Below are 16,151 nucleotides of genomic sequence, written 5' to 3' on the forward strand. Positions count from 1 at the left end.
AGCCGTATAGTGGCACTGCAAATTTTGGTGAAAACCTTATAAATTCAAGGCTAAAAACAATTGTGAGGTAGTGTGTTTAGTCTTGTTGTTAACAATGTTTTTACATTTAACCGCGCTGATTCCGCGGCTTGTTGTTAAATTAATGTTAACTTTTGTGGGTTTGGAACCAAATTTCATCTATAACTATAAATGCTCAATGGAGCTGAGTGAGCAAGCCCGTGAAAGAAAGAAAGTCAAGACCTGTTAATTTAGATTTACAGACCATCCACTTTCCGATCAGCGCAATCGCATCTATCCTACATCGTGTGTCTGGGGTGATCATGTTTGTTGCAGTCGGAATTTTGTTGTGGTTACTCTCCCTCTCGTTAGCCTCCCCTGTAGGTTTTATGGAAGCCAGCAACATTGTTAACGGCTTTTTTGTGAAATTTATCTTGTGGGGAATATTAACTGCACTGTCATACCACATTGCTGGTGGTATTCGCCATTTGCTGATGGACCTCGGCCATTTTGAAGAGCTAGAGTCTGGTGCAATGAGTGCAAAAGTTACGTTTATCGTAACCGCAGTGTTGTCAGTTTTAGCGGGGGTTTTGGTATGGTAAAACACGTTTCTTCAGTTGGTCGCAACGGGGTGCATGATTACCTACTCATCCGTGCTTCTGCGATCATCATGACGCTTTATACTATCTACCTAGTGAGCTTTTGTGCTTTCTCAGGAGATATTTCTTACGTCTCTTGGACGCAGTTCTTTGGTGGTACATTTACTAAAGTCTTCACAATGCTAGCGTTAGTCTCAGTCCTAATTCATGGCTGGATAGGCCTATGGCAAGTACTAACGGATTATATCAAGTGTTCTAAGTTACGCGGTGGTTTGCAGCTTGTGGTTATCGCCGTGCTATTTGGATACTTCTTCTCTGGCTTATTTGTATTGTGGGGTGCGTAAGTGACTATTCCAGTTCGTGAATTTGATGCCGTTGTAATCGGTGCAGGTGGTGCTGGCATGCGTGCTGCACTGCAAATTTCAGAGCAAGGCCTATCATGTGCTTTGCTGTCAAAAGTTTTCCCAACTCGTTCTCATACGGTATCAGCTCAAGGTGGCATTACTGTAGCGCTAGGTAATGCGCATGAAGATCACTGGGAACAACATATGTACGATACAGTGAAAGGCTCGGATTATATCGGAGACCAAGATGCTATCGAATACATGTGTAAAAATGGTCCAGAATCAGTTATCGAACTTGAGAAAATGGGACTACCTTTTTCTCGTTTTGATAATGGTACTATTTATCAACGTCCGTTTGGTGGCCAGTCGAAGAATTTCGGTGGTGAACAAGCGGCTCGTACTGCCGCTGCGGCTGACCGTACTGGTCACGCTTTGCTCCATACTCTATACCAACAAAATATCAAACATAAAACGACCATTTTCTCTGAATGGTACGCCCTTGATTTGGTGAAAAATGAAGATGGTGCAGTGCTTGGCTGTACAGCACTGTGTATGGAAACGGGTGAAGTTTGCTACTTTAAAGCAAAAGCGACAGTTCTTGCGACAGGCGGTGCTGGCCGTATTTATGCGTCAACAACTAACGCGCACATCAACACCGGTGACGGCGTGGGTATGGCGATCCGTGCTGGCGTTCCAATGCAAGATATTGAAATGTGGCAATTCCACCCGACAGGTATCGCAGGCGCAGGTGTGCTTGTAACTGAAGGCTGTCGTGGTGAGGGTGGTTACCTGCTAAATAAAGATGGTGAACGTTTTATGGAACGTTACGCACCAAATGCTAAAGATTTGGCTGGTCGTGATGTTGTTGCTCGTTCAATGATGATTGAGATCCGTGAAGGTCGTGGTTGCGATGGTCCATGGGGACCACATATCAAATTGAAACTCGATCACTTAGGTAAAGAAACGTTAGAGTCTCGCCTACCTGGTGTTTGTGAATTATCACGCACTTTTGCTCACGTTGATCCGGTCAAAGAACCAATCCCAGTCATCCCAACTTGTCATTACATGATGGGGGGGGTTCCGACTCAAGTTTCAGGTCAAGCTATCAAACAAGACGCTAATGGCGCAGATGTAGAAGTTCAAGGTCTGTTTGCGTGTGGCGAGATTGCTTCTGTTTCTGTTCATGGTGCGAACCGTTTAGGTGGTAACTCGTTACTTGATTTAGTGGTCTTTGGTCGAGCGACAGGCTTACATTTGGGTGAAACGCTTAAGAAACAAGCTGACGCAAAACCTGCTACTGAAGCTGATATTCAAAAATCTCTTGAACGCTATAATCGTTGGGAAAATAGTACTGGTGGTGAAGACCCTGCACAAATTCGTAAAGATCTTCAACAATGTATGCAGAATAACTTCTCAGTATTCCGTGAAGGTGAAGCGATGGCAAAAGGTTTAGAAGAGCTTAAAGTCATTCGCGAACGATTAAATAATGCGTACCTTTCTGATAAGTCAACCGAGTTCAACACTCAGCGTATTGAGTGTTTAGAGCTAGAAAACTTAATGGAGACGGCATTCGCTACTGCGGTTGCTGCCAACTATCGTACTGAAAGCCGTGGTGCTCATGCGCGTTTCGATTACCCAGATCGTGATGACCAAAATTGGTTGTGCCATTCAATTTACAATCCTGAGACAGAAACTATGTCGAAGCGTAATGTAAATATGGAACCCATTTACCGTGATGCATTTCCACCTAAAGCACGTACGTACTAAGGAGAGGGCGTTATTATGAAATTGAAATTCTCTATATACCGCTACAATCCAGATGTCGATCAGAAGCCATACATGAAGGATTACGTGCTGGAAGTGGAAGAAGGCTCTGACATGATGGTGTTGGATGCGTTGATCTTACTGAAAGAGCAAGACCCAACCATCGCTTTCCGCCGTTCATGCCGTGAAGGGGTTTGTGGTTCTGATGGTTTGAATATGAATGGTAAAAATGGTTTGGCTTGTATTACTCCGCTGTCGGCGTTGTTAAACAAAGACACCATTGTCATTCGTCCTCTGCCTGGTTTACCAGTAGTACGTGACCTGATTGTCGATATGGCTCAGTTCTATGAGAACTATGAAAAAGTTAAGCCATATTTAGTGACGGATGGAAACTTACCGCCTGCACGCGAGAATCTTCAGTCACCAGACGAACGTGCCCACCTAGATGGTTTGTACGAATGCATCATGTGTGCATGCTGTACAACATCGTGCCCATCTTTTTGGTGGAACCCGGATAAATTTATCGGCCCTGCTGGTTTGCTTGCGGCGTATCGTTGGTTAATTGATAGTCGAGATACTGCAACAGATGAACGTTTATCTAATCTTGATGATGCATTTAGCGTTTTTCGTTGCCATGGCATCATGAATTGTGTAAGTGTTTGTCCTAAGGGATTAAACCCGACGAAAGCAATTGGGCATATCAAATCTATGCTTGTTAATCGCTCGGTTTAAAATGAATAAAATTGCAGGTCTTCGGACCTGCCTTTAATAGCTCGGCATAGACCGAAGCAAACGTGAAAACTACTGGTTAAGGGAAAATATGCACAACGGCGTGATGAAGGCATGGCTCGAGTCTTCACACTTGGCTGGCGCCAATGCAACTTACGTAGAGGACCTCTACGAACTGTATCTAAGTGATCCCGATCTGGTAAGTGAGGAGTGGAAACGTGTTTTTGATGGATTGCCTGCGCAATCTGACAATGTGGTAGAACAACCACATTCACGTGTCCGTGACTACTTCCGACGACTCGCTAAAGAAACAAAGCATTACAATGTCCAAGTTAGTGATCCTGATGTCGATGCAAAGCAAGTAAAAGTCTTGCAGCTAATTAATGCTTACCGCTTCCGCGGTCATGAAGCTGCCCAGCTTGATCCCCTCGGTCTTTGGCAACGTCCACCTGTTGCTGAATTAGACCCGTCATTTCATAATCTCAACGAAGATGATCTCGAAGAAACTTTCAACGTCGGTTCTTTTGCTATTGGGCAAGAAACCATGAAGTTGAAAGATATTCATCAAGCCCTGAATAAAACCTATTGCGGATCTATCGGTGCAGAATATATGCACATGACAGATACTGAGCAAAAACGTTGGATTCAGCAGCGTTTAGAGTCTGTGGTTGGTCAGCCATCCTTTACTCAAGATGAAAAACGAGTATTCCTTGAAGAACTTACAGCGGCTGAAGGGCTTGAGCGTTATCTTGGTGCGAAATTCCCCGGTGCTAAGCGTTTCTCACTCGAAGGTGGTGATGCGTTAATTCCAATGATGAAAGAACTGATTCGACATGCTGGCGGTAATGGCATGAGGGAAGTTGTGATTGGAATGGCTCACCGTGGTCGTTTGAATATGCTAGTCAATGTCCTGGGTAAAAAACCTCAAGATTTATTCGATGAATTTGCTGGTAAGCATGATGAAACGTGGGGGACGGGTGATGTTAAATATCACCAAGGTTTCTCGGCTGATTTTGCCACTCCAGGTGGTGATGTGCATTTAGCACTAGCATTCAACCCATCTCACCTTGAGATCGTTAACCCTGTTGTTATTGGTTCTGTTAGAGCTCGTCAAGATCGCTTAGGTGATGAGGATGGCTCAGCGGTGTTACCGATTTCAATTCATGGAGATTCTGCGGTCGCAGGACAAGGTGTCGTTGCTGAAACCTTTAATATGTCTTTGGCGCGTGGTTACTGCGTTGGTGGTACGGTACGTATCGTCATTAATAACCAAGTTGGTTTTACGACTTCGAACCCTCGTGATACGCGTTCGACTATGTACTGTACTGACATCGCAAAAATGGTCCAAGCACCTATTTTCCATGTGAATGCTGATGACCCTGAAGCCGTTGCTTTTGTTACGCGCATTGCGCTTGATTATCGCAATGAGTTTAAACGTGATGTGGTTATTGACTTAGTCTGTTACCGACGCCATGGCCATAACGAAGCTGATGAACCTAATGCAACGCAGCCTTTGATGTACCAAAAGATCAAGAAGCATCCAACACCACGTAAGCTTTATGCTGATGTGTTAATTGAACGCGGTGAATTCGATATAGAAACGGCTACTCAATTAGTCAATGAATATCGTGATGCTCTTGATCATGGCGAAGTGGTCGTGAAAGAGTGGCGTCCAATGGCGCTGCATTCGGTTGATTGGTCACCGTATATTGGCCATGAATGGGATATGCCTTGGGATAGCCAAATTGACCTGGGGCGTTTAAAAGAGCTAGGCAACAGAATTTGTCAGTATCCAGAAAGCCATAAGCTGCAAAGCCGTGTTGATAAAATATACAACGATCGTCAAGCGATGGTAAACGGTGAAAAGCTGTTGGACTGGGGTATGGCTGAAACACTTGCTTATGCGACATTAGTCGATGATGGCAAGCGCATTCGTATTTCTGGGCAAGACTCTGGGCGTGGTACTTTCTTCCATCGCCATTCGGTATTGCATAATCAAAGCGATGCAAGCACCTATATTCCTTTAGCCAATATTCATGACAAGCAAGGCCCGTTTGAAGTGCTCGATTCTGTTCTTTCTGAAGAAGCTGTATTGGCATTTGAGTATGGCTATGCAACAGCAGAACCAAGCGGCCTAACGATTTGGGAAGCGCAGTTTGGTGACTTTGCTAATGGTGCTCAAGTTGTTATCGACCAGTTTATTTCTTCTGGTGAACAAAAATGGGCGCGCTTGTGTGGCTTAACTATGCTTCTGCCTCATGGTTATGAAGGCCAAGGTCCAGAGCACTCATCAGCCCGTTTAGAACGTTACTTGCAGCTATGTGCAGAACAAAACATGCAGGTTATTGTTCCATCAACGCCAGCTCAGGTTTACCACATGCTACGTCGTCAAGTGGTTCGTCCGATGCGTCGACCGTTGATTGTAATGTCGCCGAAATCTTTGCTACGTCATCCGCTATGTACATCAACGCTTGAAGATTTAGCCGAAGGTTCATTCTTACCAGCAATTGGTGAAATTGATAACCTTGATGCAGCTAAAGTGAAACGTGTGGTGTTCTGTTCAGGTAAAGTTTACTACGACTTACTTGAGCAACGTCGTAACAACGAACAAGATGATGTTGCGATCGTGCGGATAGAACAGTTGTATCCATTCCCTAAAGAGGAAGTGGAAGCAGCCATTGCTCAGTACACTAATGTTGTTGATTACGTATGGTGCCAAGAAGAGCCACAAAACCAAGGTGCTTGGTACAGTAGCCAACATAACTTCCGTTCTGCCATTCCAGCAGGTGCTGATCTGAAATATGCAGGGCGTCCAGCATCTGCTTCACCAGCGGTTGGTTATATGTCAGTACACTTGAAACAACAAAAAGCGTTGGTTGAAGACGCTCTGACCCTAGCTTAAAGAACTAGAAGTAAAAGGAAGATACAGATATGACAATTGAAATTCTGGTTCCAGATCTACCTGAATCAGTTGCAGATGCAACCGTAGCAACATGGCACAAAAAGCCAGGCGAAGCGGTTGAACGTGATGAAGTTATTGTTGAAATTGAAACTGATAAAGTTGTGCTTGAAGTTCCCGCTCCTGAAGCTGGTGTACTTGAAGTCATTGTTGAAGAAGAAGGTGCAACAGTACTTTCTAAGCAGTTGTTAGCTAAGTTGAAACCAGGCGCAGTCGCTGGTGAACCAACAAAAGATACAACGAGTGATACAGAGCCTTCACCTGATAAGCGCCACAAAGCAACGTTAACCGAAGAGAGCAATGACGCTCTAAGCCCTGCAGTTCGCCGCTTGCTTGCTGAGCATGGTTTGGAAGCTAGTCAGGTTAAAGGTAGCGGGGTTGGCGGACGTATCACTCGTGAAGATATTGATGCTCACCTAGCGAATGCGAAAAAGACAGCTCCAATGGTTGAAGTTGCTCCAGTGCAAGCTGCCGCACGTAGCCAAAAACGCGTGCCAATGACTCGTTTGCGTAAGCGTGTTGCTGAGCGCTTATTGGAAGCGAAAAATAGCACCGCGATGTTAACGACATTCAACGAAGTGAACATGAAACCGATCATGGATCTTCGCAAGCAGTATCAAGGCTTGTTTGAAGAGAAGCATGGTATTCGTCTTGGCTTTATGTCGTTTTATGTCAAAGCGGTGACTGAAGCGCTCAAGCGTTACCCTGAAGTGAATGCTTCTATTGATGGTGAAGAAATTGTTTATCATAACTATTTCGATATCAGCATGGCTGTTTCTACACCACGTGGTCTTGTGACGCCAGTCTTAAAAGATTGTGATACATTGAGCCTTGCTGAAATTGAAAAAGGCATCAAAGAGCTTGCAATCAAAGGTCGTGACGGCAAGTTAACGGTTGAAGAATTGACTGGTGGTAATTTTACTATCACGAATGGCGGTGTGTTTGGCTCGTTGATGTCGACGCCAATCATTAACCCGCCACAAGCTGCAATTCTTGGTATGCACAAAATCCAAGATCGTCCTATGGCTGTCGATGGTAAAGTAGAAATTTTGCCAATGATGTACCTAGCTCTATCTTACGATCACCGTCTTATCGATGGACGTGAATCGGTTGGTTTCCTTGTGACAATCAAAGAACTACTTGAAGATCCAGCTCGTCTATTACTAGATGTTTAAGCTGAGTTTTCAACACTGGCGGCTGTAACAGTCGCCAGTAACCTTAAGGCTAAGCATGCTCACGTTTAGCCTTCATTTAAGCAAGAGTACCAATACCTTCGCTTAATTTGAGAAGCACCCTACAGACGTACAGCACAGCAGAGGCTGTCGCTTTATGGAAATAATAAATCCCTTAAGGGATAAACAAACGGAATAACATAATGAATTTGCATGAATATCAAGCCAAACAGCTGTTTGCAGAATTCGGTTTGCCTGTACCAGAAGGTTACGCCTGTGATACGCCACAAGAAGCTTTTGAAGCTGCGGGTCGTATTAGTACAGCCAAAAAAGTCGTCAAATGTCAGGTACACGCTGGTGGTCGCGGTAAAGCGGGCGGCGTTGAGTTGCATGACACCAAAGATGGTGTTAAAGATTTTGCCCAGAAATGGCTAGGCAAGAATCTTGTCACTTACCAAACAGATGCAAATGGTCAGCCTGTATCTAAAATTTTGGTAGAAGAAGCTTCAAACATAGCGAACGAACTTTACCTTGGAGCGGTTGTCGACCGTTCATCTCGTCGTATCGTATTCATGGCATCTACGGAAGGTGGTGTCGAGATTGAAAAAGTGGCAGAAGAGACACCTGAACTGATTCATAAAGCCGCGATTGATCCACTTGTAGGACCGCAGGCTTACCAAGGCCGTGAACTGGCATTCAAACTTGGGCTTGAAGGTGATCAAATCAAGCAATTTGTAAAAATCTTCATGGGTCTTGGCAATATGTTTGCACAATATGACCTTGCCCTGCTTGAGATTAACCCGCTTGTTATTACCGCTGAAGGTAATCTGCTTTGTCTAGATGGTAAAATTAACATCGACTCTAACGCGATGTACCGCCAGCCAAAATTACGTGAAATGCATGATCCATCGCAAGAAGATGAACGTGAAGCTCATGCAGCTCAGTGGGAACTTAACTATGTCGCTCTTGAAGGCAACATTGGTTGTATGGTCAATGGCGCCGGTCTTGCGATGGGAACGATGGACATCGTTAACCTGCATGGCGGCAAACCGGCAAACTTCCTAGATGTTGGTGGTGGCGCAACAAAAGAGCGTGTAACAGAAGCATTTAAGATCATTCTTTCTGATTCAAACGTTAAAGCCGTGCTTGTTAATATCTTCGGTGGCATCGTTCGTTGTGACCTGATTGCTGACGGTATCATTGGCGCTGTAGAAGAAGTGGGTGTTACGGTTCCTGTCGTTGTGCGCCTTGAAGGTAACAACGCGCCGCTAGGCTCTCAAAAGCTGGCGGAAAGTGGTCTAAACATCATTGCTGCGACTTCTCTAACTGAAGCTGCGGAAAAAGTAGTTGCTGCGGCGGAGGGCAAATAATGTCGGTACTAATTAATAAAGATACAAAAGTTATCTGCCAAGGGTTTACTGGTGGACAAGGTACGTTCCACTCAGAACAAGCGATTGCCTACGGCACTCAAATGGTCGGTGGCGTTTCTCCTGGCAAAGGTGGCCAAACCCATTTAGGTCTTCCAGTATTTAATACAGTACGTGAAGCTGTTGAAACAACTGGCGCGACAGCCTCTGTTATCTATGTTCCCGCTGCTTTTTGTAAAGATGCGATCCTAGAAGCGATTGATGCAGGCATCAAACTGATTGTTACTATCACGGAAGGTATCCCAACTCTTGATCTTCTCGATGTAAAAGTACGTCTGGACGAATCTGGCGTACGAATGATCGGCCCTAACTGCCCAGGTGTTATTACACCGGATGAATGTAAAATTGGTATTATGCCAGGCCATATTCATAAGAAAGGTAAAGTCGGTATTGTATCTCGCTCAGGTACTTTGACTTATGAAGCAGTAAAGCAAACCACGGATGAAGGCTTTGGCCAATCAACCTGTGTTGGTATTGGTGGTGACCCAATTCCAGGCTCTAACTTTATTGATATTCTTAAACTGTTTGAAGAAGATCCGGAAACTGAAGCGATTGTTATGATCGGCGAAATTGGTGGTACCGCGGAAGAAGAAGCGGCGGCATTTATTAAAGATAATGTGACTAAACCGGTTGTTTCTTATATCGCTGGTGTAACGGCTCCTCCAGGTAAACGCATGGGCCATGCGGGGGCGATTATTTCTGGTGGTAAAGGTACGGCAGAAGATAAATTTGCGGCTCTTGAAGCGGCTGGCGTTAAAACAGTAAAAAGTTTGGCGGATATCGGTAAAGCACTTCGTGAAGTGACTGGCTGGTAGCTCTCTCACTACTGACTGAGCAATAAACCCCAGATAAAATCTGGGGTTTATTATTTTTATAGGTAAGGGTTTTAGCGTTTTACAAATTGACTACACATAAACATACAGCTTGCACTGATCACAACGGAAGGACCAGCTGGTGTATCAAAATGCCATGAAAGAGTTAAACCACCTAGTACAGCTAATGCTCCAATAACGGAAGCAATGAAAGCCATTTGTTCTGGAGTGGTGGACAAACGTCTGGCGGTTGCTGCAGGTATAATCAGTAGCGATGTCATGATCAAGGCACCAACAAATTTCATACCCAAAGCGATAACAACACCAATCAGCAGCATTAAAATGAGTCGCATCAGATCGACGTTGATGCCTTCGACAAAGGCCAGCTCTTCATTCACTGTGGTTGAAAGTAATGGTCGCCAAAAAATCAATAATAAAATACTGACAGCAATGACACCTGACCAAATAAACATGAGGTCTGTGGTATTAACCGCGAGTAAGTCACCAAATAGATAACTCATTAGATCAATGCGTACATTATCAAGAAAACTCACGGCAATTAAGCCAACAGATAATGAGCTGTGTGCCAAAATACCAAGTAATGTATCAGTGGCCACCAACTGCTGTTTTTGCATAGTAACAAGAATGATGGCAAGACCAAGGCAGCAAGCGAGTAACGCTAGATAAAGGTTTATATCTAATAAAAAGCCAAGCGCCAATCCCATTAAAGAGGCGTGTGCTAGTGTATCGCCAAAGTAGGCCATCTTACGCCAAACAACGAAAGAACCTAGTGGTCCGGCAAGAATAGCAATACCGATGCCTGCAAGTATTGATGGGAGAAGAAATTCAATCATGATGGTGACCGTGTGAATGATTAGGGCAGCAAGTCGCATCGCCCTTTACTGGTTGACCGGCTAAGTCATGGTGATGATGCTCATGCTGATGGTGGTAAAACGCAAGCGTTTCACGGTTACTTGTACCAAACAGAGCTATGTAGCTTGGGTGCTGCGTGATCGCTGCAGGAGAGCCAGAGCAGCAAATATGATGATGTAAGCATATGACATCATCAGTTTTAGCCATCACTAAATGTAAATCGTGTGAAACCATAAACACACTGCAACCAAAGCGGTGGCGTATAGCATCAATGAGGTCATAGAGATCGATCTGGCCTTGAACATCAACGCCTTGGGCTGGTTCATCCAAAATTAGCATATCAGGTCGTTGTAAAAGGGCGCGAGAAATTAAAACTCGCTGAGTTTCTCCCCCGGATAACTTATGCATATCGTTATTTAGTAAATGTTCAGCGCCAACCAGTCTCAGCGCATCTAATAACTCTTGCTTACTGAAATTGCCCGCTAAGCTTAAAAAACGTTTAACTGGTAAGGGTAACGAGTCATTGAGCTTTAGTTTTTGTGGAACATAGCCAATTTTAAGTTTTTTTGCCCGAGTAATCGTACCGCTGTTTTGTTTTTGCAGCCCTAATAAAACTTTGACGAGTGTTGATTTACCTGCACCATTGGGACCGATCAACGTTGTAATTTTGCCTTTTTCCAGACTAATGCTGATATTGTCTAAAACACGACGATCATTAAAGTCTACGCAAATATCTTGCAGTTGAATTAAGCTGGACATGAATGGAACTTATTTGCAATTAGGAAGTGTTATAATGTAACATTTCGCTCTCTTTAACGCTATATACCGAATGGAAAAACCACCATGTTGCGTCAAATCGCCTACTGTTTATGCTTAGCTACCTTATCACCACTGGTTTGGGCTAATACCGTTTTGACAAGTATTAAACCGATTCAAATGATCACCTTTGAACTGACTAAAGGCGTCACAGAACCAACGGTATTACTTGGTTCCAACACATCACCTCATGATTACGCAATGCGCCCGTCTGATGTAAAAAAGATAAGAGCAGCCGATTTAGTGATTTGGTATGGCGAAGATTTAGAGCCATTTTTAAGTAAAACCTTACAAGCACATCATAACGTCTTAACCATTAGTCAAATACCTGAACTAAAGTTAAGAGAATTCTCTGGTGATCACCATGACCATGACCATGATGGACATAACCATGGAACTCATGATCCTCATTTTTGGCTTGGGGTTGAGCAAGCTAAACAGGTCGCTAGTGCAATCACAGAGCGCTTAAAGAGCACTGATGTAGATAATGCGCTGCTATACCAAGCTAACTTAGAAAGTTTCTTAAATGAAATAGCTATCACTAACCGAAATATTGTTCAGCAGTTGAGTTCGGTTAAACATAAAGGTTATTACGTTTTTCATGATGCTTATGGATATTTTGAGCAACAATATCAGTTAAATAATATGGGTCACTTTACCGTTAGCCCAGATCGAAAACCTGGGGCTAAGACCCTGATCAACATTAAAAATTCACTTGCGAAAAATGAAGCTAAATGTGTTTTTTCAGAGCCACAGTTTACTCCAGCTGTTATCGATACCGTGACTCGAGGTAGCCAAGTGAATAGCGGTGTGCTCGACCCGTTGGGTATGGATATAGATGTGAAAAGTGGCAGCTATTTTGAGTTGCTGAACCAGTTGAGTAATAGCATTTATGGCTGCTTGTCTGAATAGATGCACGCTGTATTGTTTGTTGTACATTTACTTGTGGTCATTTTCACTAAATATTATTGTTTTATTTGTTCCTTAACTTCAAAAAATTATAAGTTTAGCTAGAATAGTTGATAATTATCGTCGCAAAAAAACGTTTAATGATTAGGCGTATCATCGATTAAGGCTCTGCTGTTGAAAGGAACATTTTTGTATTCCAAATATTTGAGTCAGGTTTTGTGCTTACTACTTCTGTTATTGGCGTCGTATGCACAAGCCCTGGACAAAGCCCCTTCGATTTTTTACCCCTTGCCAACCCAAGCTCAAGGCAAAGTCTTTGTTGCCCAAAACTTATTCTTGGGTGATGAAGGGGGGATATGGATACACGATGTTCATGGTAAAGTGGTGTTCTTTGATGGACAAAATATCCTTCCTCGTCGCGGTTCAGTACTGGCACAAGACAGCGGTCACATTGCTTATTTCGATAATGCTTTTTGGTCTTACGTTGAGAATGAAGTTTATCGTACTTACCCTGCCCAACACCGAGAGCTTGTTTTCAGCCTCACAGCCGGTTCAGTTATAAAAAATATAGGTGCTTCTAACGGTTTTATTTGGTTAACCGATGACGCACATTTTTACACCTATAATATCCAGACAAAAAGAATTGATACTTATCCGTTGTCGGATATGTATCAATTCAACCAAGTCAGTCAATTGACAATCAATGATGCTAAATTTCTATTGTCAAAGTGGGTGCTAGCAACCAATGCTGGTGTTTATTTATCTGATGGCGAAAGATTTTCTCATGTATTGAGCTCGAAGAAGCATTTTATTGAAAAGCTTTATTTTTCTGCAAAAAACAGAGAGCTTATCGTTGGTACGCTGAACGGAGCGCTCATTATCGATATGAAAAATCCAAATTCCCAACAACCAAAACGGATTGGATATTCACACGTATTATCATTGGCTGAAACCGACAACGAATATTGGGTTGGTACCGAAGATGGTCTATTCGTCTACTCATTTCTGACCAACAACGTAGTTAAATTGGAAAGTAATGATCAAGACAGCAATGGTTTGCCAGGTAATCAAATTTACTCTTTAGTCAATGATTTACAAGGTGGTATTTGGATAGCAACGGATAAAGGAATTCGCTATTTTTCGCTTTTTGGGTTTCGTTTTGAACGCAACCAGCAACCACAGTTAATTCATAATCAAATTAAGAAAATTGTTCCGCGGTTAGATAAAAAAGGCTACTGGGTATTAACCAATCAAGGTCTCTACCAATTCGATAGTAATTGGAACAAGATTAAGCTTTTGTTCAACCTGCCAATAAATGATTTTGTGCAATTGAGTAACACATCGTTATGGCTTGCCACCCATGAAGGTCTTGTTGTCTATAACTTAGAAACCGAGGCGGAGGAATCCTCTCATTTGCCCTTGAATCTACGCACGGCAGGTATCCTACACCTAACCCTTGATAATAACGGTTTATTGTGGGGAGCGAATGAGAACCAACTGTGGTCCTATGATGTTGGTGCTAATACGTTGACTAATTACGGTATCGATTGGTTTGTTGACGCCTTTCTGCCGGCTAAAGTGACCTTATTAAAAGCGACTCAGCGTGGTCTGTTTATCGGGACAGACCATGGTGTTTATACCTTAAATCAAGGTAAGATCGTTTTTCGACGGCCAACAAGTGGTTATGGGCGCAGTGTTAATATACTTGAAGGGAGCAATGGGGATATCTGGTTTGCGAGTAGTTACGGTTTGTTTAACCTTTCTCATGACAGGAATGAATTTAATTCAATCCCTTTGGCCGAGGATAATATCAGCCCTAAATGCTTAGCCGAATCACAAGAAGGAATATGGCTTACTTCATCGAATGGTATCTCTCTTTATAATCGACAAGGTGATATAAAAAAACACTATGCTGCACCTCACGGTCTTATTCATAATGAATTTCAAAGTGGGGTTTGTACATCAAGTATTATTGATAATAAAGCGTGGTTGTTGTCTGGTTCCCGTTTTGGTCTGCTTAGGGTCTCACCGGATAAACTTGTTACGGCTACCCCCCCAAATACGTCGATTATTTTTAGCCAAATAAGTATCGATCATACGCCAGTGATGATTGGTCGTAGCCGTTTTCACCCTCTAGAACTGAAATATGGTAGCTCGATTAGTTTTTTATTTGGTTCTTTACCTGAATCCCGAACCCAATCGCTTGAATTTCGTATTGAAGGCGATGGCCAGTGGCAACCGCTAGAGGGTTCGCAATTAACGCTGGATCATTTACTTCCTGGTGACTACCGAATTTTAGTTAGAGACCACACTCAATATCCACAAAACAGCACAATGAACAGCTTATCATTTGTTGTTGCTAAGCCGTGGTATCTTTCATCATGGGCAATCTTGTTTTACAGCATTATAGTATTGGGCTGTGTTGCTGTAGCCTCTTTATGGCGTTCGCATTGGGTGGCGAAAGCGAACAGAGAATTGAAATCACAAGTGGCATTGAAGACGGAACAATTACGCCATCAAAGTAAAATTGTACTCACTAACAACCACCAATTACGTAAGCAGCTACAAATTCGACATGTTTTTGTGGAACAGATGCTAGATTCAATTTCACCTACTCTAGATCAGTTGATTTATCGTACCCAACTCAATCAACTTGGTCGTTTAGAACGTCTTGCACAAAAAGTGAAACGAGAACTTACGCTATTACGGAATGTGAGAAGTGATAAAGCTTCCACTCAGCAAATTTATGATTTATCGATCATTCTTAACTCATCAATCGACAGTTGGCGAGATGAATTCGATAAAGCCGAAATCACATTAGTCGTAAATAATGAGCTCAAGCAATCTTATATTGAATCTGAAAGCTTTAATTTTGATTTAATTTTCAATACGTTACTGTCTGATGCTGTTAATCGTCTATATCGCAATCAATCATTACAGATCCACTGCTATGAGCGTGAAAGACGTTTATTTGTTGTTATTATTGATAGTGGTGATCAAATGATGAACTCAAGCGTTGACGGCTCTACTTCCGGTTTTGAACAAGAAGAGTTACATCAATTAATGCGATCTTCAGGTGGTGAAATCCATATTTTTTCTTCTTCAGAGCGAAACTTGACAGAGCTTTCTTGGCCTAGTGTGGATTTATTAACAGAAGAGTCTGAAGCCATTGAACTGGAAGATGCCGCAGAGAAGGTAACGATTGAGCCGCTGGAGAAAGAGTGGCTCAAAAAAGTTGAACTGCTGATACAGCAATACTATTCCGACCCTGACTTCAGTACATCATCGGCCGCTAAGCTCTTATTTGTTTCAGAGAGAAGCCTTCAGCGACGTTTTAAAGCTGTTACTGGAAAAACCTTCAAAGAGTATTTGAATGAGGTTCGCTTAGAAAAAGCATGTCAGCGTTTATTAGCTGGTGAAAAAATATCTCAAGTTGCTTTCGACAGCGGCTTTAATGATCCCTCCTACTTTAGCCAAAGATTCAAACATCACTTTGGTTTATCTCCGACTCAGTTTATTGATGACAACGAGTAAAAAAACTAACCCCATAAGCTTAGCGAGCTCAAGAACGTTTTGTAGCGAGCATGATGATTGAAAATAGATATAGATATGCCTAAGAGTATGTTGATTGAATTGTCGTATTCGAAGAGAAAGTTTTGGTGTGATGATAAAAAAAATATCGTGGTATAGCCGGGGGGACTATACCACGGGCACCAAAGGTGCCTTCGCTTGCTGCCGGAGTGATATGAG

General features: G+C 42.9%; 12 protein-coding genes. 10 read left to right on the top strand and 2 right to left on the bottom strand.

Features of this window, described 5'->3' with window-relative positions; translation table 11 throughout:
* Positions 1–206 precede the first annotated feature (206 nt).
* The 8 genes from sdhC (at position 207) to sucD (ending at position 9,806) form a co-directional block, all read left to right on the top strand.
* Positions 207–599, top strand: a complete 393-nt coding sequence (gene sdhC, locus EYW48_RS10670) for a succinate dehydrogenase cytochrome b556 subunit (RefSeq protein ID WP_053311823.1) — start codon at positions 207–209, stop codon at positions 597–599.
* The gene (gene sdhD / locus EYW48_RS10675) at positions 593–940 is read left to right on the top strand and encodes a succinate dehydrogenase, hydrophobic membrane anchor protein (RefSeq protein ID WP_053311822.1); all 348 of its coding nucleotides are present in this window, start codon (positions 593–595) and stop codon (positions 938–940) included. The genes sdhC and sdhD overlap by 7 nt, the downstream gene beginning before the upstream one ends.
* The gene (sdhA, locus tag EYW48_RS10680) at positions 941–2,707 is read left to right on the top strand and encodes a succinate dehydrogenase flavoprotein subunit (RefSeq protein ID WP_053311821.1); all 1,767 of its coding nucleotides are present in this window, start codon (positions 941–943) and stop codon (positions 2,705–2,707) included. It begins immediately after the preceding gene.
* Between the two features lie 15 nt (positions 2,708–2,722).
* On the top strand, positions 2,723–3,436 hold the full coding sequence (locus tag EYW48_RS10685; protein ID WP_053311820.1) for a succinate dehydrogenase iron-sulfur subunit: 714 nt from the start codon (positions 2,723–2,725) through the stop codon (positions 3,434–3,436).
* An 88-nt stretch (positions 3,437–3,524) separates the two neighbouring features.
* Positions 3,525–6,335 (top strand): 2-oxoglutarate dehydrogenase E1 component, encoded by a 2,811-nt coding sequence (sucA, locus tag EYW48_RS10690; protein ID WP_168521483.1) that lies wholly within the window; start codon positions 3,525–3,527, stop codon positions 6,333–6,335.
* A 29-nt stretch (positions 6,336–6,364) separates the two neighbouring features.
* Positions 6,365–7,567 (top strand): 2-oxoglutarate dehydrogenase complex dihydrolipoyllysine-residue succinyltransferase, encoded by a 1,203-nt coding sequence (gene odhB / locus EYW48_RS10695; RefSeq protein WP_053311818.1) that lies wholly within the window; start codon positions 6,365–6,367, stop codon positions 7,565–7,567.
* 200 nt (positions 7,568–7,767) lie between these two features.
* A complete protein-coding gene (gene sucC, locus EYW48_RS10700) occupies positions 7,768–8,934 on the top strand; it encodes an ADP-forming succinate--CoA ligase subunit beta (RefSeq protein ID WP_053311817.1) in 1,167 nt (388 codons plus the stop codon).
* Entirely contained in the window at positions 8,934–9,806 is an 873-nt protein-coding gene (gene sucD, locus EYW48_RS10705) for a succinate--CoA ligase subunit alpha (RefSeq protein ID WP_053311816.1), read from the top strand. Before sucC ends, sucD begins: the two co-directional genes overlap by 1 nt.
* Before the next feature lie 71 nt (positions 9,807–9,877).
* Here the strand turns inward: sucD and znuB are convergent, their stop codons facing one another.
* Positions 9,878–10,657 (bottom strand): zinc ABC transporter permease subunit ZnuB, encoded by a 780-nt coding sequence (znuB, locus tag EYW48_RS10710; protein WP_176245486.1) that lies wholly within the window; start codon positions 10,655–10,657, stop codon positions 9,878–9,880.
* The gene (gene znuC, locus EYW48_RS10715; protein ID WP_176245485.1) at positions 10,650–11,435 is read right to left on the bottom strand and encodes a zinc ABC transporter ATP-binding protein ZnuC; all 786 of its coding nucleotides are present in this window, start codon (positions 11,433–11,435) and stop codon (positions 10,650–10,652) included. The genes znuB and znuC overlap by 8 nt, the downstream gene beginning before the upstream one ends.
* Before the next feature lie 84 nt (positions 11,436–11,519).
* On the opposite strand from znuC, the gene znuA reads away from it, so the two are divergent.
* Complete coding sequence (znuA, locus tag EYW48_RS10720; protein WP_176312158.1) at positions 11,520–12,404, top strand: zinc ABC transporter substrate-binding protein ZnuA; 885 nt, start codon at positions 11,520–11,522, stop codon at positions 12,402–12,404.
* A 186-nt stretch (positions 12,405–12,590) separates the two neighbouring features.
* Positions 12,591–15,935 carry an AraC family transcriptional regulator gene (locus EYW48_RS10725; RefSeq protein ID WP_277432391.1) on the top strand — a complete coding sequence of 1,115 codons (3,345 nt, stop codon included), beginning with the start codon at positions 12,591–12,593 and terminating at the stop codon, positions 15,933–15,935.
* The last annotated feature ends 216 nt before the right edge of the window (positions 15,936–16,151 follow it).

This window comes from Vibrio sp. 1180_3, from assembly GCF_029478545.1.
GTDB classification, from domain to species: Bacteria; Pseudomonadota; Gammaproteobacteria; order Enterobacterales; family Vibrionaceae; genus Vibrio; species Vibrio aestuarianus.

What these genes read in the sequence shown, in the direction of transcription:
- znuA (WP_176312158.1), top strand. Translation starts at nt 11,520, where the DNA reads ATGTTGCGTCAAATCGCCTACTGTTTATGCTTAGCTACCTTATCACCA.
- sucC (WP_053311817.1), top strand. Translation starts at nt 7,768, where the DNA reads ATGAATTTGCATGAATATCAAGCCAAACAGCTGTTTGCAGAATTCGGT.
- sdhD (WP_053311822.1), top strand. Translation starts at nt 593, where the DNA reads ATGGTAAAACACGTTTCTTCAGTTGGTCGCAACGGGGTGCATGATTAC.
- znuC (WP_176245485.1), bottom strand. Translation starts at nt 11,435, where the DNA reads ATGTCCAGCTTAATTCAACTGCAAGATATTTGCGTAGACTTTAATGAT.
- sucD (WP_053311816.1), top strand. Translation starts at nt 8,934, where the DNA reads ATGTCGGTACTAATTAATAAAGATACAAAAGTTATCTGCCAAGGGTTT.
- znuB (WP_176245486.1), bottom strand. Translation starts at nt 10,657, where the DNA reads ATGATTGAATTTCTTCTCCCATCAATACTTGCAGGCATCGGTATTGCT.
- sucA (WP_168521483.1), top strand. Translation starts at nt 3,525, where the DNA reads ATGCACAACGGCGTGATGAAGGCATGGCTCGAGTCTTCACACTTGGCT.
- odhB (WP_053311818.1), top strand. Translation starts at nt 6,365, where the DNA reads ATGACAATTGAAATTCTGGTTCCAGATCTACCTGAATCAGTTGCAGAT.
- EYW48_RS10685 (WP_053311820.1), top strand. Translation starts at nt 2,723, where the DNA reads ATGAAATTGAAATTCTCTATATACCGCTACAATCCAGATGTCGATCAG.